Below are 21,073 nucleotides of genomic sequence, written 5' to 3'. Positions count from 1 at the left end.
CTATAATCCCATAGTTACTCACCAACTCTTTCTGCAATAACTTGAACTTTACAATCATGTTCATTGAGTAATGATAAAATATTCAGATTGAGTTGGTTAATCTCATCTAAAAAGACATCAAAATCCGTTGTATTAACATAAGCAAAAACATCTAACTCTAAACCATAAATAGTATAAGCTTTGAAGTGGCTACGTAATGGTGTTGCTGCAAGTTTATCACTCCCACTGAGCATATCCCTGATAGCTACAAGTAATGCATCAATATTCTCTTTTGGTGTATCTGGCGTTAAATAAATCTTAGGTTTAAACGCCATTTTTTCACGCTCTGAAAAATTTTCTATATTCATATCAATAAACTTAGCGTTTGCGACATAAATAACACTTCGATCTATGGTACGAATACGCGTAGCACGTAAGCCAATTTCCTCTACCACGCCTAAACTATTACCAAATCGACAAAAATTACCGATCTTAATAGGGGCTGAAGTGTATAAAGTTATCGCACCTATAATATTTTCTACTGTTTTTTGCGCCGCTAACGCAATGGCCAAACCACCAATACCAAGACCGGCTAACAAAGTAGAAGCATTAAAGCCAAGGTTTTCTAACCAGTTCAATGCAGCAATACTAAAGAGTATGATCTTCAGTACTGTACCTGCAGGTCTTAGTAAATATACTGCTAAAGGTTTATCTTGAGCGATAAACTTCTCTGCCAGTATGGTTTTCATTAAATCAATAAAACGAAAAGAGACCCAACACCATGCAATGATCAGTAAAGTACCGCCCTCTGTTACCGCCCTAAGCGCAATAGTAACGTTAGCTTCATCATGAAAGTTTCTCGCAACGATAACTGCGATTAATAAGGCGAAAGGCTCTTTAATAAACCTTAAAACATCGTTTGAAACTTTGTCATAGACACGTTTTATGCCAAACGCTACCAACCAAGTAAATACTTTGGCAACAAGATAATACAAGACAAGCATTAAAATGAAATATAACCATTGCCAAAGCATGACACCAAATAAGTCTACCGCTGGTAGTTTCTTAGCGAGAAATTCACCTAAAGGGGAATATGAATAGCGTTTAAATAAACGAGGAATTTTCTCAACAGTAGCATTAGATATTTTCCATATTTTGACTTTATCTTGAGCACGAGGGACACGCTGCAATAATATATCAATGTTATTTCCTTGGTAATCAACCTTGCCAACTAACTCACGATAAGAAGGTAAGTTATCATTTTTTCGGCCTTCTTTTAGCGCGCTAATACTATTAAGGTCAACCCAAAGCGTACGGTTCAATACTACGCCTAATTGCCTTGCCAGCTCTTCTTTACCCACGGCAAGTGTCTTGTCAGAAAGGTTCCTAAAATCTAAGTAATTAGTTGCTAAGGTTAAATCCCCCGAGCGTAAAGCCGTTAAATATCCAGCAATAGCACTACGAGGTTGCCCGCGTTCAAATTCATCTTCAGGAACATTATACTCATCTGCATTATCAACTTGTTCTATGTTTTGCTGAGATTTGTCTTTGCTATCGAGCATTTTTTTAATTGAGACTTCTTCACCCGCTTTAGGAGCTTGAGCACTAAATACACTGTGACTATTAATAAGTGCAAAAAAGAGAATGGTAAAGGTAATAGCAGAACGGATAAAAAAAGTAGAGTGGTGGGCGAGCTTCATTGCGCCTTATCCTTGCGATGTCATAAAGTAACTTAGCAAGGATGATAGCGTAAATATATCAAGTTAAATACAATTTTTAGCAATAAAAAAAGCCACTAAAGTGACTTTTTATAAGGTCTTTACGATGAAATATTACTTGCTAACAATCATTTCTTTAAAAGTTTCTTGAAACCAGTCATCAAGCATTTTCTTTTCATAACCTAATGACTTATTACGATACTTCAAATTACTGCCCGACATGAAACTCATATCTTTTAACACCACTTCATCGGATTTAATCACCTTGCCATTTGCATCTAAAACTTGATATGAAAAATTCATTCGAGGTGAGTATATTTCTTTAATAATACGGGTACGGTTCACACCACCATGATGTGTATCACCTGCTAAATCAACATCTGTAACATCAATCTTTAAGGTTTGTTCTGCTGGTAATGCTGCTGCAAGTTTAGCAAAATGCTTTTCAAAATCTTTAAAAATACGTTCCCTGAACTGCTTGCGCCCGTCATTACCTGAATCGATATCACGGTAACTTTTATAATCAGTCCAAGTTACTTCACTCGTTGCCGCAAAGGCATTCGGCGCTAATAAAAAACTAGCTGTTAATAGTGTAACCATTAAAATAGATTGTTTCATATCTCGTTCCTCAAATTAATTATTCAACTTAAGTAAAACAGAAAACACCTGTTAGAACAGTGCTAATTTGATACTAACATGTGTCAATTTGTAGCGTAAAACTGCTTCATTACGCGGTTAACAACAGTTGCGGTACGGTACTCTCTATCTGTTTCACTCATCTCTTCATGAGCAAAACCTTGCACAGCTCCACGCCATACCTTTTTTCCCGTAAGCGCATCTTCAATATAAATCAAAAAACTGCCTTTTTTTAATTCATCATTACTTGGTAAACCCGGTGTAACTCCAAACTTGTCGTTGATAACGTTGTCTGATAAATCACTGGCTAAAGCAATACCAAATCCAACATGAAAAACAGAGTTACTGGCATCTTCAGTATTTTTGTAACCATGCTTTTTTAAATCAGCAATAATAGCATTGGCATAAAGTTTATATACTGCTTGAGTTTGCTCTGGCTTTAATGACGTTTCTTTTACATATTTAGGCGCTAAAGAAAACAAACTTCCTTGAGGGTAAGAAATAGGAATATCACGGACACTAGATATCGCCAATTGATTTTTATTCACTGTTTTTTCTTGCGGTACAGTCACACAAGCGCTAACAAAAAAACAGATAAATAGAATCACAGCTACATTAATATTTTTCTTCATTATTCAATCCTAGAAATATGTATGAACGTATCAATACTGACTTAATTCTATAATTAAGTATATAAATACATCCAATTAAATTCTGCGACAGAATGTAATATAAATGCACTAATTTGATCTATAAAAGTTTACCAAAATGTCGTTAAGCAGATATTAACTAAATATAATAAATCCACTTACTTTATATAAATATTTATTTAACAATGATAAAAACCGTCATTAAAATGTAACTTTTATTCATTAAGCTTGCCTGTAACATTTCCTCTATGAGATAGCTTCAATGTCGACTGTTTTTTCGGGCTCTTGGCAAACAGACAACCAACCATTGATGACGAAGCTTTATCGTTTAGCGAGTCTTGCACAAAGCGAATTTGATATAGAAATATCAATAGATAAAATGCTTCAAGAAGAAGATTATCGTCAGTTAGTTATCAGTGAGTTAACACAACTTGCCCAGCCAGATATTAATCTCATCACCTCATGGCTCAACACTACAGAGATGCTCGCTGAAAAAAATGAAGAAATTAAGACAAAAAAATACTCCCTAAGTTTGCTGCTAATTTTAAGTTTAATATTTACTGCTATGAGTACTTTATGGTACCTAAATTCAATACGACCAAATAGCATATCTATCAACTCAAAAGCACAATTCACTAAAGCAACAAGCCAGCCTCGCACAAATGATGAGTCAATAACATTAACCACTAGCAGCCAGACTAGTTCCTCAATTGCATTGCATTCCGATCAGCTACCTATCAGTGAAACCGTTTTTCGCTTACATGGCTCCAATACTATTGGAGAAAAATTAGCGCCATTATTACTAGAAGGTTTCTTGAAAAAACAAAGTATTGATAACTTTACCTGGACGCGTCATTCACCACTGGAACAAGTTTTACATTACAGTGTAGGCGAGCAACGTTATGCCATTGAGTTAAAAGCCCATGGTTCTACCACCGCATTTACCGCACTAAAAGACAAAACTGCAGATATTGGTATGTCTTCTCGTCGAATAAAAAGCAGCGAAATGGAGCAACTAGTTAACACTTCAGGTCATTTAAATAAACTAGGAAATGAGCATATTATTGGTTTAGATGGATTAGCCATCATTGTTAATCAGAATAATTCCGTTAAACGACTTTCAAGTGAAACGCTTGCTAAAATATTTTCAGGTGAAATAAATAATTGGTCTCAAATTGGCGGGGCTTCATTGCCCATCAAACTCTATGCACGAGACCAATTTTCAGGTACGTGGGATACTTTTAAAAATCTTGTACTTAAAAAAAATAACAAGACATTATCTCAACAGGCCACAAGGCTTGAATCGAGCTCAGAGTTATCATCTTTAGTCTCACAGAACGAAGCAGCTATAGGCTTTATTGGTTTGAACTATATACTGCATAATAAAGCAATCGCAATTTCTGAAAGTAAGGAGACCGGTGCTATATATCCCACTCGCTTTACCATAGGGACAGAAGATTATGCTCTTTCTAGGCGCTTATATTTTTACACTCCAACAACAGCTTCTAACCTAGTAAAAGACTTTGCTCAATATGCCTTATCAACCCAAGGTCAACAAGTCGTTGCTAATGCTGGCCTCATTTCACAGAATATAAAGTTAGAGCAGGTTTATCCTTTATCTCAAGCACCCAAAAAGTATCTACGATATGCTCGTGAAGCCAAACGCCTTTCACTTAATTTTAGGTTTGCGTATGCAACTAAAGAGCTTGATAACAAGGGGAAACGAGATTTATTACGCCTTGTTGAATTTATGGAGGGGCAACCAAATCGCAGAATTGTATTGATGGGGTTTTCTGACAGTGTTGGATCTCAACTAAAGAATAACAACTTATCGTATAAACGAGCTAAATCCGTTGAACTTGCCCTTACTTCTCGTGGGCTCCCCGTCTTTGCTGTTGAAGCTTTAGGGGAAGCTTTACCGATAGCAAATAATAACACCGAAGATGGTCGAAAACGTAATCGTCGCGTAGAAGTCTGGTTACTCTAAAGTAATTTAACTAAGTATAAGCATTACCAAAATAGAATTATTACCATTTAAGGAGAACAACAATATTTAATTTATTATCAAGTCAAACAAAATTGCTAACACTACTAAGTAATTTCTCTATTGAAGAGCTCGCAATAGTGTCTGTCAACTTCGAACTTACAGTAAAACTACTAAATCAAAGTGTTACGAAACTATTAGAAAACCGTCGACTTCATGGTGTTTTGTTGCCAAATGAAGGTGAGTCGATTAATAAAGCTGTTCACAAGTTATCTCAGAACTTAAGTTGCGAACAAGTTTTACTAGAAAAAGAGTACTTAGTGATAACCATAAATAAATTATGTTTAACTGAAGCGGTTCTCGTAAGAGATAATTTTAGTAATTGCTTAGAATTTATTACCGAAAGAAAATTACAAAAATCATCAAGTTCGCCAGTAAAACATAGTACTGCTTCTAATAGTAATGATGTAGCTATTGGAAAAGTGGCTCATATTGCAAGAAGTAATATTTCTCCTATTCGGTTAACCGAGATCAGACAAAAGTTAGCTCATGCTTTAGAGCCAGCTGAAACTAAAAAAGAGCGAGTAAAAAGTACACTTAATAAGCTTGCAGTGGCAAAAAAACCAGCGAAAAAAAGTATTCTGCCTAAAATAAAAACGGGTATTAAGACCAAACGAGCTTAATACCCTTATATTTATTAATCCGTGTTAAATGTGTTTTAGCAATGTTGGTTTTTCTTAATTATTTACTAAAGCGTCTAGCACCAAAAATAAATAGAGATAACCCCAAAATTGCTAAAGTAGAAGGCTCTGGCACGTCAACTGCGTTAATCGCAATAGTGAAATACCGCTCATCAAAGTTGGCAACACCCGCCGTCCAAATCCATTCAGCAGAGCTGTCGACACCTAATTGCATTCCCCATGGTGCAACGCCATTTGTGCCGTAAGAAGATGCTGCGCCATATGCACCCCAGCCAGAGCTGCTGACCGCCCAATCCGTTGTATTAGTAACAACATTATCAAGGCCATTAGCAAACAAATGTTCACTTCCATCTAAATTGAATGACCCCAAAAAACCTGCGGGGCCTGTAATATTACTAGCTTTCACATGTAAAAAATAATCTGTACCTGCAGTTAATGCACTTGAGAATGTATCAGTCACCGTCCAGTTGCTTAATGAAGATACGTTAACACCTTGAACAGTATTATCAGTACTGATATATACAGTATGGGAATTATCAACATTTAAACTCCCTTGAATCAAACCTGCATTTGCTGTCGAGATTAAAGTCAATAGTGATAAAACTAAAATTGATAGACTCTTTTTTAAATTCATTATTTTTACCCTTCTTTTTATTAGCAATAATTCAAACAAATAGTACATTTCATGGATATGTTATCTTAACAATGCACAAATTAAGCCTAAATAATTTAATCTAATAATTTCAAAAGGTTAATTAAAAAAATAAAAAATTTAAATAATATATGTAAACATATCTGACATAAGAAACGTCTTTAATAGTACATATTTAAGCAAAGGTCGAAAATTTTACCTATCATCTACCTTTATCTATTTGCTTTTTGAAGTGTCCCAAACAGAAAAATACAGTCATTTAGTCTTTTAGTTGTCCTTTCAAGAATTCTATCACCCTCTTATGGCGCATTTTAACCGCAGACAGTTTCATGTCACATATGTCTGCTATTTCTTGAAATTCCAACTCGGTACGATAGCGTAACAGCATAATATTTCGGTCGAAAAATGATAAATTTACCAATAACGAAGATAGCGCAGTGGCAATATCTTGGTGAAGACCTTCTTCAGCTATCATATTTTCTAAATATTCATCATTCTGCTCTAAACTATCCCAACGACGATCTCTAATTTTGTTAATACATTCGTTGTGAGCAATTTTGAATAACCACGCTTTAAAAGACACCGCCCACTTAAAGTTCTTCAAGTGAGTGAGTGCCTTGATAATGGTTTCCTGTACAACGTCTTCAGCATCAGATTGGTTATTTAGTAATTTTGCACAATACCCCTTCAATATAGGTAAGTACGGCGTAATTAATTGCTGAAATAGACGCGTATCATAAGGCAAGTTTGCTTGTACTAATGTTACAAGCTGCCTTTCATTAAGCGTAGTCAAACGTTAAAAGTCGATTTATTGTTTGGTAACTTTATTCGCCAGTAAAAAGGTATTAGGTACCGTAGTCATCGACTCACCTTCACCCATGACTTTACTCGCCACGCTACCAATTGACGCTAAAGTACCATTAATATCTTTCACTTCGATGCTATCACCGACTTGATACATCTCTCGTAGATAAACACCTGCAACAATTTCTTGTGCCATCGATTTGGTACCAATACCTAAAGAAATCGCAGCGGCTAAGCCAACACTCGCAATAATGACAGTCATAATGTTATTCAGTAAAGACACATCAATATCAAGTTGCGTTATTGATAGTGAAACCGTAATAATGATAATGATGCCTCGACATACTTCAGCAACAGAACGACCATAATCAAGACCGGTATTCTTAGCTGCTATTTTTACGCCATTGAAAACAATTTGGGCAACAAAGAAGCCAGACAAGAGCACAGCAAGTGAAGCAAGTAGTTTAGGTAAAAACAGGACTAAGGTATCTATTAACCCTGATAGCACCGTTAAACCGACAATATCTAATGCCGCTAATAAAAAGATTAAAAGGAAAAATGTTGAAACAATACTAGCAACCACTTGGCTCCCAGTAACGCTCACTTCCATTTTTTTCAATAAAGTGTCTAAACCAAGTTTATCTAAAAAAGTATTAAAGCCAATTTTAATTAAAAATTTATTTAGCAACCTTTTAATCATAGATGCAACTAACCAGCCTACTAACAAAAATATTGTAGCGACAATTAAGTCCGGCAGAAACGTTATCATTTTATGCCAAATAGCCATAACGCCAGAATAAGCTTTTTCTGTGATATTTTCAGTATCCATTAGGTGTTCCCATTAGTAGTTATACTTGCTTTAGTCTCTTTTCTTATCTTTGGTTTACGTGCCATTTGCTTAAATATGGGCTTTAAAATTTTCATAAAAATACTCATAAAAACAACCCACAGAGAAGCCATGCCAAGTGCCAGAAGATCTTTTGTTCCTTGCTGGTTATTGACCGTTTTAGTTGCACGTCTAAAAAGATCATCATCCGAAGTGGCAAAGGCTAATTCAGATCCACTTTTAAGCTCTGCTGCAATATCTTTTTCTATATCTTTCATTTCATCCCCTAGCAATAATTTTTATCGCTTAACTCTTTAACGACTGAGCGGTTAAAAAGTCACATAAAATTTGTCTAAATTTTATTCTTATTATTTATATGAACTTTGAGCTGTTTTCAATCGAGTGCATTCTACGCTATTCCCCTAACTTTTTATTGTTTAAACAGTCATTGTAAAAAAATTTAATTAATTGTGACTTTTGCACTCCTCACCCGTTATAGGGACAGAAATCACATAAAATTACATTAAACTCAATAAGGATTTATCCATGAAAACGTTCAACATTACCCTGTTAGCTGCATTAATCAGTTCTCCATTAGCTGCCCAGGGCATTGATAAAACATGGGAAGTAGGTGTCTTTGGTGACTATATTAAGTCGGCCACAGGTAAAGAAAATAAGATAGATTGGCAACAAATTGAAGCTGGTAAAGGTTTAGGTATTGATTTACAAAAAATCATTAATGAACAATGGAATGCTCGTATAGAGTTAGCAAAAACTCGTTACGACATTAATAATGGTAATGACACTGATTACGGAACACGTTTTGGCCTTGACGCCATTTATAAGATTGAAGATACCGGTATTTACGCTTTCGCAGGTGTAAAACGCTTTAATAACGTGAAAAGTTACAACGCGGTTAATGTAGGTCTTGGTTATAACGTTGATATTAATGATCGCTTCTCCTTATATAGTGAAGCGGTTATTTATCGTGACGTAGATTATGGTTTCACCGACCAAGGATTAAAGCTTGGTGTGAAGTACGCTTTTGGTGAGGTGAAAAAATCTCCTGTCATTAGAAAAGCAACTTATCAGGAAGTTGCTGCTGTTCCCGTAGTTGCTGAAATAATTGTTGTCGATACTGATAATGATGGGGTTAATGACAAGCAAGACACCTGTAAAAATACGCCAGCTAACGTAAAAGTTGATTCAAATGGTTGCCCACTATTTTTAGATAAGTCAGTAGCTGTCGATTTAAACGTATCGTTTGAAAATAATAGCGCACAGATAAAATCAGACACAATGACTGATATTCAACGTTTAGCTGATTTTATGAAAGAATACCAAAATACAAGTGTTGTCATTGAGGGGCACAGTTCAGCTGCAGGCAGTGCTAAATATAATTTAACCCTGTCACAAAAACGAGCAGATACAGTTAAAAGTGTATTGGTCAATACATATAAGATAGAGGCCAATCGTGTATCTGCGAAAGGTTTTGGTGAAACACAACTGATATCTCAGGGTAATACACCTGCTGATCATGAGCTAAATCGTAGAGTCGTAGCAAAGATTGAAGCTACAGTTAAAAAAATGATGATAAAAAGCTAAAACACATTAATAGTCGGGGGGAGGCTTCACTTCACTCCCCTTCTTTCATTAAAGGTTTTGAAAAATAATATTAACTGACTAATAATTAAAAAGTCATCTCAAACATTAATTTACAAGGGTCATTATAAAAAGGTTACCTTCAAGCCTATTTAATGGTACAGATTGGAAAAACTCAACCAGATAACTTTAGTAAGATAGCTAACAATTTATATCTAGCATAATCGCTTATATCAAGGTCAATTCGAGTTGTGGCCGTTTCTTTTTCTCCTTAGCATTGATGTAAAATCACTCCTTTAAAGAAAGTTTATTATCAAGCAACATTTGCTTTAATAAAGTCTAAAAACACTCGTATTTTAGCCGAAACAAGCTCCCTTTTAGAATAAATGGCATACGTTGAACTTAGGCTTTCATAAGGACTGAAAGTATGTTGCTTAAGTACCTGAACTAAAGAGCCATTTTCAAGTTCATCTTTCACCGCCCATTCCGGCATTAAAGCTAGTCCCGCATGATTTAAAATCAATTGTTTTTGACCATTTATCGAACGAATAGTTAAACTACTATTTATTGCTAACTTGGTTGGTTTTTCATCCATAATAAACCAATTTCTCCAACCAGAATATTCGTAACGAATACAATCATATTCCATCAATTTAAAAGGTGAATCAGGCGAACCATTATCTGCAATATACTGCGGGCTTGCGCATAGTAAAAAGTTATTATCGACTAATTTAAGTGCAATTAAATTTGAATCTCTTAAGCGACCAGTCCTGATTGCAATATCTACATTCTCTTCAACCAAATCGACGACACGACCAGTCATTTCCAGTGATAATTTTATGTCAGGATATTGCGCAATAAAAGAAGGAATTAATGGCAAGATACAACACTCAGCAAAACCAACAGTCATGCTAACTCTTAGATTTCCCGTTGGTTTTTGCTGCAAGTCATTCACTGCCCGGCTAGCTTGGTCGAGGTCTGAGGCTATGCTTTGTGAGTAATGGTAGTAGGTCTCACCAGCTTCCGTAAGCCCTATATTACGACTAGTCCTGTTGAGCAATAGCACGCCTAATTCTTTTTCAAGCGCAGATAATTGCCTTGATATCGAGGAAGGCTGAACATCAAAGATGCGACTTGCCTTAGAAATACTGCCAGTCTCTACCACACAGTTAAAATAGTGAAGCCTAGTTAGCATACTCATTTTATTGGGCCTTTTACTTATAAATAATGAATAAAGGATAAATCATAGATGCATAAAAAACAAAGAAGCTTTGCTTTCTACTGTATTGATTGCTTTTCTTGCAAGTCATAAAATATAAAAGTTCAAGTAAGCGTTTGAGGATACCCAGAGTATGTGTAAAAAACCCGACTGTGTCAGTGCAATGCAAAACCTCATTGCCGAAGTGCGAAAGGATTTTCCTTTCAATGTGCCAGAGGCAAATATTTGCGGTATTTCCTGTATCGGTTGCCCCAAGAAGTTATTAGAAATAGTCGATACTGAACTTTGTGAGTGGGAAGTGAAACTGAATGATGATGTTGTTCCAAAGCTAGGCGAAATATCAAGGTTAGGAAAACTTTGCAAAAATGTAAGACGAGGTTTAAAGCGAAATGGTTTGGTAGAGTAATCCAGTTTTATAGACGAATAGTATCTGTGACTTTATTAATACAATATAGAGACTAAATATTGTTTGTCTGATATTTATTTACCATAAGTAATCGCAGCTCTATACATGTGAAGATAAACGATAAGAAGCAGTAGGTTAGAAGTACTTAATAAATTAAATAGTCCTAAAATAATTATAATTAGCTACATAACTATTATAACAAATGCAAGGTGACTAAACTTTGAGCTTTGGTCATTTAAAAACATCATAATTTGCTATATGATGGCGTCCTCATTGATGTTTTTTTGCTTTTTATAATTAACAAGGATTGTTATGCGTTCATACATTCACCTTATTATTACCTGCCTTATTTTTTTTAATTTCAGTGTCTTAGCCGCTGAAAAACACAAAATATCTCGCAATTTCATTCCCTTAATTAATCAACAAATCAGTACGATAAATGTGATTAATAACCGTACTAAAACACCTAAGAAATCCAGCCCTGAAGTGCTAGTTGCACAAGGATTAAAAAGCATCATCGGCTTAGATTCAAACGACTCATTTAAAGTAAAAAAATCTTCACTTAATAGCGCTAAACATCAAAGTATACGTTATCAGCAATACTATAAAGATATGCCTGTTTGGGGTTATCAGGTTATCACTCAATTGAAATCAGCCAGCGCTATTAAAAAACTGCACGGAAAAGTTGTCGCTAAGATTGAGGACGATTTAAATATTTCAAACCAAACACCTTTACTGTTGGATACTGAAGTATTAAAAAAAATAAAGTTATTACACGCAGATAAGTCTACACAATTCAAAATAAAGTCAACTTTCAGTCAAGAAAACACTCAAAAAGTTATTTATATTGATGATAGTAATAACGCTCGCATTGCCTATTTAGTAAGTTTTTTTATTCAAAACAACGCAGGAGATGTAGCAAAACCTATTTATATTATTGATGCTAAATCAGCAGTTATTCTTAAACAATGGGATAGTTTAAATTTCTCAGACGCTACAGGCCCTGGAGGAAATGCCAAAGTAGGACAATATGAATATGGTACTGATTTTGACTATCTGGATGTAACAGAAACAGCCGACAACTGTGAAATGGAAAACACCAATGTAAAAACAGTTAATTTAAATCATGGCACATCGGGTAGTAACCCATTTACTTTTGCCTGTAACCGAAATACCCATAAAGAAATCAATGGTGCTTATTCCCCTTTAAATGATGCTCATTATTTCGGTAATGCCATTTTTAGCATGTTCAATGACTGGTATAGCACCTCTCCACTTTCTTCACAATTAGTACTTCGTGTTCATTACGGCACTAGCTACGAAAATGCTTTCTGGGATGGCTCTAGTATGACCTTCGGTGATGGTGGGTCAAGGTTTTATCCTCTTGTTTCATTGGATGTTACAGCCCATGAAGTTGCTCATGGTGTGACAGAACAAAACTCAGGCCTAATTTATCGTGCCCAGTCAGGTGGTATTAACGAAGCCTTCTCAGATATGGCAGGTGAAGCCGCTGAATATTATGTTAGAGGTAGTAATGATTGGTTAACCGGAGCTGACATTTTTAAGGGAGAAGGATCGCTACGCTATATGGAAGACCCTACGCGAGATGGTGTATCAATAGGTCATGCAGATAATTATTACAATGGCATTGATGTTCATCATAGTAGCGGTATTTTTAACCGCGCATTTTTTCTTTTAGCAAATAAAGAAAATTGGAATACAAGATTAGCTTTTGATGTAATGTATGAAGCCAATCGCTTTTATTGGACACCAAATACTACTTTTATTGAAGGTGCTTGTGGGGTGATCCATGCTACAGATGATTTAGGATATAACGTTTCAGATGTAATCGACTCATTTGAGCAAGTTGGTGTGATTTGTGATGACTTACCTGCTCGCGATGAAGATGCCGATGGTATGTCTGATTATTGGGAACAAAGCTTTGGATTAGATCCAACCGATGCCTCAGATGCTAATACTGATTTAGATAATGATACTTTATCAAACCTAGTAGAGTTTCAACTAAACACCCTTCCTAATAATGCAGATAGCGATACCGATACGTTACCTGATGGGGATGAAGTCAATATTCACTTCACAAACCCGGCTAAAATTGACAGTGATGATGATGAGCTTGCAGATAACCTTGAACTGAATACTCACCTAACAAACCCTAATTTAAGCGATACTGAAAGTGATGGTATGCCTGATGGCTGGGAAGTTATTTACAGTTTAAATCCATTGTTTGATGATAGCGCTCTTGATGCTGATAATGATGGTCGATCTAATCTAATCGAATTTCAACAAGGTACAAACCCTTTAATCAGTGATGTTATTGATACAGAATCAAATAACTCTATCGCTGAAGCCCAAAATATTGATACAGGGTTTAATTTAAACTATTCAGAAAATATAGGTGATCAAACAACAAATACGTCTCAAGTTATGCCCCACGTGTCAATTATTGGTTCAGGTGATGAAAGTTATGATTACTTTGAATTTTCAATTTTAACTGCTCCATCACAAGCGATCTTTGATGTAGACAATGGTAGTGGAGGTACTGGTTCTTTTGATTCCTATTTAAGGTTGTATGATGAGCAAGGTAACTTACTTAGTTCAAATGATGATGCTAATTTATCCTACGGAGAATCAGGAAGTACAAGTGGTTTAGATTCTTTCTTAATGCATACGTTCTCAGAGGTTGGTACCTATTACATTAAAGTATCAAGGTATAGTGACAGTATTATTCCAAATAATGCTACCTACACCCTACATGTATCTATTGAAAATCCGTTTCCAGATAGTGATGGTGACGGAATGCAAGATGCTTGGGAAGATTTATATGGTTTAGATAAAAATGATCCGACAGATGCACCTTTAGATAATGATAGTGATAATTTATCAAATTTAGCTGAGTTTGAAGCCGAAACAAACCCACTTATTGCTGATACTGACAGTGACGGATTAACCGATGGCGACGAAGTATTAATTCACTTAACGTCCCCAATTTTAGCTGATAGTGACTCTGATACACTGTCAGATAGTGCCGAGATTAATACACACTTATCAAATCCCCTTTCCTCTGATACTGATGCCGATGGCCTATCAGATGGAGACGAAGTAAATATTCATAACTCAAATGTGAACAATAATGACACTGATGGTGATGGTTTACACGATGGTTTTGAGGTTTTATATAACTTTAACGTGTTAATAGATGAGGGGGTAGCTAGCCTTGATCCTGACGACGACGGCTTAACCACACTAGAAGAGTTTACCCTGACAACGAATCCATTAATTCCTGATACTGATGGCGATGATATTAGTGATGGCGATGAAGTGAATATTTATACCACAAGCCCTTTGTTATCTGATACTGATACCGATGGCATGCAAGATGGTTGGGAAGTTACTTACAGTCTAAATGCCCTAATAGATGACAGTCAGGCAGATGCAGATGGTGATACATGGAGCAATTTAAAAGAGTTTCAATATCAAACTGACCCTACCAACGCTTTATCATTTCCAAATACTATTGAAGCTTATTCTATCAATGAAACCGGAGACTTGTATTTAATTGACTTGCTTACAGGCATAGAAACCTTAATAGGTAATACTGCTTTAACACAGGTTGCCGGTTTAACATTTGGTGAAGATCACATTTTATACGCCGTTGACTCAACAACTGATTCATTACATAGGGTCAATACAACAACAGCTGAAGTCACACTAATAGGTGATCTAGGTATTGATGTTTCACAAGTCGGTTTAGCTTTTGATAATAATAACATTCTCTATATGGTTCATACCAATGCACAGCGTTTGTACAAAATAGATGTGTTAACTGGTCTTGCAGAATTAATTGGTGCGTTTCAAGGTGAGAATATTGATGCTATTACTTGGGATGGCATTAAATTATGGGCATTAAGTTCGAATAGTACAGCTAACCTTTACCATTTAGATCGAAACCTCGCTCGAACAACCTTAATAGGCTCTCTTATAAACGTTACGTTAGACAAGCAATCGGGTTTAACAACGAGTCTTGATGGTGCAATTTTTGGTGTAGATGAAGATGGAGCACTTTTCTCAATAAATAAAACTACAGGGGTAGCAAGCGTAGAATATCAATTATCTGCTGGGCTCAAATCATTAGCTGTTGATTGGTTACTTGATAATGATGCTGATGAGTTACCTAATTTTTGGGAGGACTTCTATGGCCTTAATAAAAATGATAATACTGATAGTATTATTGATACAGATGGCGACGCTTTAAACAATTTAAGTGAATATCATAGTGGCTCCAATCCACTTCTCATAGATAGCGATTTAGATGGCTTAAAAGATGGAGAAGAAGTTCAAACATATCAGACAAGTCCTATCTTAGAAGATAGCGACTTTGATACTTTATCTGATTATATTGAAGTTATGACCACTTTAACTGATCCATTAAACTCCGACTCAGATGCTGATGGACTCAATGATGGTATTGAATTCAACATATATCTTACTAATCCACTATCAAACGACTCTGATAGTGACCAAATGCCTGATGGATGGGAAGTCTTATATCGGTTAAACCCACTTCTTGATGATGCATCACTGGATAGCGATGGTGATGGCGTAAATAATTTAGATGAATACCTAGCAGGTACAAACCCTTTCCCAAATTATATAAGTGAAAGTGAGCCAAACAACGACTTAATTTCGGCACAATCACTAGACGGTATGTTTAATTATCAATATTCTGACGATATAGGTGATCTATCAAATAACACGTCAGAAAGCATTCCTCATGTCAGCATTCAAGGAACAGGAGATGGCAGTTATGATTACTTTAAATTCACAGTAAATGCAGAAGATACTACGGCTATTTTTGATATTGATAGAGAAGGCAATAATGGTTTTTTTGATAGTTATTTAAGGTTATATGATGCTCAAGGAAATTTTCTTGCTTCAAACGATGATTCTAATCCATCGTCAGGGGAATCAGGAAGTACAGATAATTTAGATTCTTTTTTAATTCACAATTTCACCACTACTGGTGTTTATTACATAAAAGTATCCCAGTATAGCGATAGCGTTATCAACCTTGGTAGCTTATACATACTGCATGTTTCCTTGGAGGATGGATATACTTCTCTTGATACCGACAATGATGGCTTACCTGATTATTGGGAAATATCTCATGGTTTATCCATAGAAGATCCGTCAGATGCACTTGAAGACTTAGACAATGATAGTTTAAGTAATCTATTAGAGTTTCAGCTAGGTTCAAACCCTAATTCAAATGATAGTGATCAAGATGGCTTGCCAGATAGTTGGGAATACCATAACCACTTAAATCTACTTAACCCAAATGATGCAAACGATGATAATGATTCAGATGGGCTAATATCAATTCAAGAATATAATTTACAAACAGATCCATCCAATGCGGATAGCGACTCTGATGGTGTTGTTGATAGTGAAGATGAAGCACCTTTAAATAGTACTGTCGGTGAAAATGTTGCCCCAATATTTGATACAGTAACATCACAAACTTATGAAGCAACTAATGCCCTCAGTGAAATGGTACTTCCTTTACCTACTGTCACTGACAATAATATCATTGAACCTCTAGTGGAGCGTGTCAGTAATGAAGCATTAGTTCTAGGTGACAACGAAGTTCAATGGAGAGCAACAGATGTTGCTGGTAACATAACACTGGTAACACAAGTTTTTACTATCGTTGACACTATCCCACCTGAATTTACATCACAAAGCAAATTGACATATGCTCAGGGTATTTTGGCCAATATTTTACCTACTCTCCAAGGTGTTTTTTCTGAAGATATAGTTGATGGATTAATTCAAGTGCAACTTGCTGATCCTGAAAAACAATTTTTACCTGCAGGTATACATGATGTAGCCGTGACTTTTGCTGATAACAGTGGTAATACTGGAGAAGGTATCGTGACAGTAAATATTCTGCCTATGCTATCCATTGTAGATTCAAAGAATGCAATTTCAGGCGCTACAGTCCGTATTGATATTGAATCTACAGCTCCATTAGCAGCTGAACTTTATCCTTTCTATGTTCTTTACGAAGTGCAGGACTTTATTTTACAAAAATATATTTTATCTTCTGAGCAGATGTTTATAGATGTCCCTATTGATAACAATGCACAAGTTGGCGATCTTTATACTTTATCGGTCTTGTCTTCAGGTATGGGTTTATTAGATCAGAAAACTACATCAATTCATGTAATTGATACAAACTTAGCACCAAGCATTAATATATCTGTACATCAGAATAATAATGTTGTCGCCGCTGTTGATAAATCAGCTGGAATTGTTGAGATCATCGCTAATATTGAAGATCTCAATAACGATGAAATAAGTCTAACGTGGCAACTGCCTGATGCTATTACGCCTATTGAAGTGAACACGCACTCCATTACATTAGATCCAGAATTAATTACTGCCAATAATGTCATCATCACAGTAATGGCTGAAGAGCTTTTAACGACTGAACAGTATTCAGTTACTCGGTCAGTTAATATTGCTATATTGGCAAACCTACCTGACTTATCAATGACTGAAGATAGTGATAACGATGGTATTAATGATTTGCAAGAAGGTATTGTAGATTCAGATAATGATGGTATTGCTGATTACTTAGATAGTGATAGCAACACTCAGTATTTACCACTAACAGATGCTAATAAACCTATCCAAACAATAATTGGCGCTTCTTTATCTCTAGGTTCCGTAATTAAAAGCTCAACTTCTCCTTTAGTTGCAAGCAGTGTTATTGACGATTCAGATTTAGCTACTTTTACCCAAGACTCGGGGTTAAATAATCATATTGATAGTCATACTAATAAACTATTCCCTATGGTGAACTTTATTGTAACGGGTGATCATATTCGTGATAATGGCGCAATTGTTGTCATTCCTTTACCAGATAATGTCACGATACCTGCACAGGCTAGTTTTAGAAAGTATATCAGTAATAAAGGTTGGTTTACTTTTATAGAGGACGGAAAAAACGTTATCTCTAGTGCTTACTTAGACACTAACAATAATTGCCCGCCACCTATTTCAGTAGAGTACACTTCTGGCCTTGATACGGGGCACCAATGTATTCAGTTAGTTATCGAAGATGGTGGTCCAAATGATGCTGATGGTCAAATCAATGGACAGGTAGAAGATCCAGGAGTATTAGTCAGCTTTAAAAATGCGGCTCCAACCATTGATCTAATAACTTCGGTTACCGTAGATGAAAATACTCTTGTTACTATTGATGCTTCTGGCTCATCTGATGCTGATGGCGACGATTTAACTTATACTTGGACTCAACTCGAAGGGATTAATGTAGAAACCAATTCATCAAGCGCTTCTTCATTAAGCTTTACGGCTCCAGAAGTTGAATCGCAAATGACTCTTAGCTTTTTATTAACAATTAGCGATAGTTATACGGAAGTTGAACAACAAGTAAATGTCATAGTAGATAATGTGCAAGTAACTAATGAATTGCCTGAGCAGGATCCATCGTCATCATCTGTGCCGGATTCTTCTTCATCCGGCGGTACAACAAGTGTGAACTTCTTGGTATGGATATTTTGTTTATTAATATACCGGAGTTTTTTAGTACGTAAAAAACAATCTGACTAACTAATGATTTTCTATATGCTTTAGCTAATTATTGAAATAATTTATCATTGGTTATTACCCTTCCAAAGCCCAAACATTTATATTTGGGCTTTTTTAATGTGCTTTGTTTTAACTGAACAAAAGAAAGTGTAAAAAAGTGTTAGTATCCAGCAAGACCTCATCATAGTTAACATCAACCGGCCTCCTTTGGGATAAGTATCATAAGCGAGCTAAAGCACCTTTATGATCAGTAAAAATGTAAAAAACTTAATTAAGCTTGTGAAGTTAACAAAAACTTACCGCATGGAATAATTAGTTGTTTCAGACAAATCAATACTTTATGCACAGAGTAAGTTCTTTTAGTATCTGACGCTTTATAGTGACGTTTAGTGTTTATTAAACGACCTATAAAAATGAAGAAATATCAAAACTAATGAACTAAGTTTTACCGCAGAAAGTAAAAAACTCACCGAAGTGAGTTTTTTAGCTGCTACAAGCACGTTAATGCTTTATGCGTAAGATAAATTGTTTACTACAAGGCGTTATAGTCTTTCCTATGCAAGTAGACCAGAACGATGTAATTAACAATTTAGAAAAGCATAAATTACATCATACCGCCCATGCCACCCATACCGCCCATACCGCCCATATCAGGCATTGCAGGAGCTGCTTCTTGTGCAACATCGGTAATCATTGCTTCAGTCGTTAGCATTAAACCTGCAACAGAAGCAGCAAATTGAAGTGCTGAACGCGTTACTTTAGTTGGATCTAAGATACCCATAGTAATCATATCACCGTAAGTACTGTTACCAGCATTATAACCGTAGTTATCTTTACCATTGCGTACCTCGTTTAGTACTACAGAAGACTCGTCACCACAGTTTGTAACGATTTGACGAAGCGGAGCTTCCATCGCACGAATAGCTACGTTAATACCGTGTGTTTGATCTTCATTAATGCCTTCAAGATCTTTAATTGCTTCGGCAACGCGAACTAATGCAACACCACCACCAGCAACAACACCTTCCTCAACGGCTGCACGCGTTGCATGTAATGCATCTTCAACACGCGCTTTCTTTTCTTTCATTTCAATTTCAGTTGCCGCACCAATTTTAATAACGGCAACACCGCCAGCAAGTTTCGCTAGGCGCTCTTGTAATTTCTCTTTATCGTAATCAGAAGAAGACTCTTCGATTTGGCCACGAATTTGAGAGACACGTGCCTTAATGTCAGCATCATCACCAATACCGTCAATGATAATTGTTGTGTCTTTAGAAATAACAACACGTTTAGCTTGACCTAAGTCTTCTAAAGTCGCTTTCTCTAACTCCATGCCAATCTCTTCAGAAATAACGGTACCAGCAGTTAATGTAGCAACGTCTTGTAACATTGCTTTACGACGGTCACCAAAACCTGGTGCTTTAACAGCAGCAACTTTAACAATGCCACGCATGTTGTTAACAACTAACGTTGCTAAGGCTTCACCTTCAACATCTTCTGCAATAATTAATAATGGCTTACCTGATTTAGCGACAGCTTCAAGGGTCGTTAGCAGTTCGCGGATGTTTGATACTTTTTTATCAACTAATAAGATAAATGGATTTTCAAGTTCAACAGTACCGTTTTCTTGTTTGTTTATGAAGTATGGAGATAAGTAACCACGGTCAAATTGCATGCCTTCAACAACATCTAATTCGTCAGTTAATGCTTGACCTTCTTCAACTGTAATTACGCCTTCAGCACCTACTTTATCCATTGCAGTTGCAATGATTTGTCCAACCGTTTCATCAGAGTTTGCAGAGATTGTACCTACTTGCTCAATGGCTTTGTTGTCTGTTACTGGGGTTGATGCATCTTTTAATGCCGCAACAGCAGCTACAACAGCTTTGTCGATACCACGTTTAAGATCCATTGGGTTCATACCCGCAGCGATAGATTTCAAACCTTCGTTAACAATAGCTTGCGCTAAAACGGTAGCAGTAGTAGTACCATCACCGGCTTCATCATTGGCTTTAGAAGCAACTTCTTTTACCATTTGTGCGCCCATGTTTTCGAATTTATCTTCTAATTCGATTTCTTTAGCTACAGTAACACCATCTTTAGTGATTGTTGGACCACCAAAAGATTTATCTATGACTACGTTACGACCTTTTGGTCCTAATGTTACTTTTACTGAGTCAGCTAATACATTTACACCACGTAACATTTTAGCTCGTGCGTCGTTTCCAAATAATACGTCTTTTGCAGCCATGAAATTTATT

At 36.0% G+C, this 21,073-nt stretch carries 14 protein-coding genes; 5 read left to right on the top strand and 9 right to left on the bottom strand.

Annotated elements, in window-relative coordinates; all coding sequences use genetic code 11:
• Positions 1 to 14: 14 nt before the first annotated feature.
• From ND2E_RS02810 to ND2E_RS02820, 3 genes are all read right to left on the bottom strand, one after another.
• Positions 15 to 1,679, bottom strand: a complete 1,665-nt coding sequence (locus ND2E_RS02810; protein ID WP_033095498.1) for a mechanosensitive ion channel family protein — start codon at positions 1,677 to 1,679, stop codon at positions 15 to 17.
• Between the two features lie 132 nt (positions 1,680 to 1,811).
• On the bottom strand, positions 1,812 to 2,315 hold the full coding sequence (locus tag ND2E_RS02815) for a DUF3016 domain-containing protein (RefSeq protein ID WP_033095497.1): 504 nt from the start codon (positions 2,313 to 2,315) through the stop codon (positions 1,812 to 1,814).
• A gap of 83 nt (positions 2,316 to 2,398) precedes the next feature.
• The gene (locus ND2E_RS02820) at positions 2,399 to 2,965 is read right to left on the bottom strand and encodes a DUF4136 domain-containing protein (RefSeq protein ID WP_033095496.1); all 567 of its coding nucleotides are present in this window, start codon (positions 2,963 to 2,965) and stop codon (positions 2,399 to 2,401) included.
• A 280-nt stretch (positions 2,966 to 3,245) separates the two neighbouring features.
• On the opposite strand from ND2E_RS02820, the gene ND2E_RS0122015 reads away from it, so the two are divergent.
• Together ND2E_RS0122015 and ND2E_RS02825 are read left to right on the top strand one after the other, a co-directional pair.
• Positions 3,246 to 4,970: a substrate-binding domain-containing protein gene (locus ND2E_RS0122015; protein ID WP_223303695.1), complete on the top strand. Its 1,725-nt coding sequence runs from the start codon at positions 3,246 to 3,248 to the stop codon at positions 4,968 to 4,970.
• Between the two features lie 92 nt (positions 4,971 to 5,062).
• A complete protein-coding gene (locus ND2E_RS02825; RefSeq protein ID WP_150113801.1) occupies positions 5,063 to 5,650 on the top strand; it encodes a hypothetical protein in 588 nt (195 codons plus the stop codon).
• Positions 5,651 to 5,708: 58 nt separating this feature from the next.
• On the opposite strand, the gene ND2E_RS23420 is transcribed toward ND2E_RS02825, so the two are convergent.
• The 4 genes from ND2E_RS23420 to ND2E_RS02840 all read right to left on the bottom strand — a co-directional run bounded on the left by ND2E_RS23420 (position 5,709) and on the right by ND2E_RS02840 (position 8,228).
• On the bottom strand, positions 5,709 to 6,302 hold the full coding sequence (locus ND2E_RS23420) for a PEP-CTERM sorting domain-containing protein (protein WP_052056951.1): 594 nt from the start codon (positions 6,300 to 6,302) through the stop codon (positions 5,709 to 5,711).
• Between the two features lie 277 nt (positions 6,303 to 6,579).
• On the bottom strand, positions 6,580 to 7,113 hold the full coding sequence (sigX, locus tag ND2E_RS02830) for an RNA polymerase sigma factor SigX (protein WP_033095494.1): 534 nt from the start codon (positions 7,111 to 7,113) through the stop codon (positions 6,580 to 6,582).
• Positions 7,114 to 7,128: 15 nt separating this feature from the next.
• On the bottom strand, positions 7,129 to 7,953 hold the full coding sequence (locus ND2E_RS02835; RefSeq protein ID WP_033095493.1) for a mechanosensitive ion channel family protein: 825 nt from the start codon (positions 7,951 to 7,953) through the stop codon (positions 7,129 to 7,131).
• On the bottom strand, positions 7,953 to 8,228 hold the full coding sequence (locus ND2E_RS02840; protein WP_033095492.1) for a hypothetical protein: 276 nt from the start codon (positions 8,226 to 8,228) through the stop codon (positions 7,953 to 7,955). The genes ND2E_RS02835 and ND2E_RS02840 overlap by 1 nt, the downstream gene beginning before the upstream one ends.
• Before the next feature lie 268 nt (positions 8,229 to 8,496).
• Between ND2E_RS02840 and ND2E_RS02845 the strand changes: the two genes are divergently transcribed.
• Positions 8,497 to 9,555, top strand: a complete 1,059-nt coding sequence (locus ND2E_RS02845; protein WP_033095491.1) for an OmpA family protein — start codon at positions 8,497 to 8,499, stop codon at positions 9,553 to 9,555.
• Between the two features lie 310 nt (positions 9,556 to 9,865).
• On the opposite strand, the gene ND2E_RS02850 is transcribed toward ND2E_RS02845, so the two are convergent.
• A complete protein-coding gene (locus tag ND2E_RS02850; RefSeq protein WP_033095490.1) occupies positions 9,866 to 10,753 on the bottom strand; it encodes a LysR family transcriptional regulator in 888 nt (295 codons plus the stop codon).
• Positions 10,754 to 10,904: 151 nt separating this feature from the next.
• Here ND2E_RS02850 and ND2E_RS02855 point away from each other — a divergent pair, with 151 nt between their 5' ends.
• Positions 10,905 to 11,177, top strand: coding sequence for a hypothetical protein (locus tag ND2E_RS02855; RefSeq protein ID WP_033095489.1), 273 nt, complete (start codon positions 10,905 to 10,907; stop codon positions 11,175 to 11,177).
• 312 nt (positions 11,178 to 11,489) lie between these two features.
• A complete protein-coding gene (locus ND2E_RS02860) occupies positions 11,490 to 18,833 on the top strand; it encodes a M4 family metallopeptidase (RefSeq protein WP_033095488.1) in 7,344 nt (2,447 codons plus the stop codon).
• A 583-nt stretch (positions 18,834 to 19,416) separates the two neighbouring features.
• Here the strand turns inward: ND2E_RS02860 and groL are convergent.
• Positions 19,417 to 21,063, bottom strand: coding sequence for a chaperonin GroEL (gene groL, locus ND2E_RS02865; RefSeq protein ID WP_033095487.1), 1,647 nt, complete (start codon positions 21,061 to 21,063; stop codon positions 19,417 to 19,419).
• Positions 21,064 to 21,073: the final 10 nt, after the last annotated feature.

This window comes from Colwellia psychrerythraea, assembly GCF_000764225.1.
GTDB classification, from domain to species: Bacteria; Pseudomonadota; Gammaproteobacteria; order Enterobacterales; family Alteromonadaceae; genus Colwellia; species Colwellia psychrerythraea_D.
This window is presented reverse-complemented; position numbering and strand designations above follow the sequence as displayed.

Excerpts from the sequence above, each read along its gene's own strand:
- ND2E_RS02850 (WP_033095490.1), bottom strand. The coding sequence starts at position 10,753 with ATGAGTATGCTAACTAGGCTTCACTATTTTAACTGTGTGGTAGAGACT.
- ND2E_RS02845 (WP_033095491.1), top strand. The coding sequence starts at position 8,497 with ATGAAAACGTTCAACATTACCCTGTTAGCTGCATTAATCAGTTCTCCA.
- ND2E_RS0122015 (WP_223303695.1), top strand. The coding sequence starts at position 3,246 with ATGTCGACTGTTTTTTCGGGCTCTTGGCAAACAGACAACCAACCATTG.
- ND2E_RS02860 (WP_033095488.1), top strand. The coding sequence starts at position 11,490 with ATGCGTTCATACATTCACCTTATTATTACCTGCCTTATTTTTTTTAAT.
- groL (WP_033095487.1), bottom strand. The coding sequence starts at position 21,063 with ATGGCTGCAAAAGACGTATTATTTGGAAACGACGCACGAGCTAAAATG.
- ND2E_RS02815 (WP_033095497.1), bottom strand. The coding sequence starts at position 2,315 with ATGAAACAATCTATTTTAATGGTTACACTATTAACAGCTAGTTTTTTA.
- ND2E_RS23420 (WP_052056951.1), bottom strand. The coding sequence starts at position 6,302 with ATGAATTTAAAAAAGAGTCTATCAATTTTAGTTTTATCACTATTGACT.
- ND2E_RS02835 (WP_033095493.1), bottom strand. The coding sequence starts at position 7,953 with ATGGATACTGAAAATATCACAGAAAAAGCTTATTCTGGCGTTATGGCT.
- ND2E_RS02810 (WP_033095498.1), bottom strand. The coding sequence starts at position 1,679 with ATGAAGCTCGCCCACCACTCTACTTTTTTTATCCGTTCTGCTATTACC.
- ND2E_RS02855 (WP_033095489.1), top strand. The coding sequence starts at position 10,905 with ATGTGTAAAAAACCCGACTGTGTCAGTGCAATGCAAAACCTCATTGCC.
- ND2E_RS02840 (WP_033095492.1), bottom strand. The coding sequence starts at position 8,228 with ATGAAAGATATAGAAAAAGATATTGCAGCAGAGCTTAAAAGTGGATCT.
- ND2E_RS02820 (WP_033095496.1), bottom strand. The coding sequence starts at position 2,965 with ATGAAGAAAAATATTAATGTAGCTGTGATTCTATTTATCTGTTTTTTT.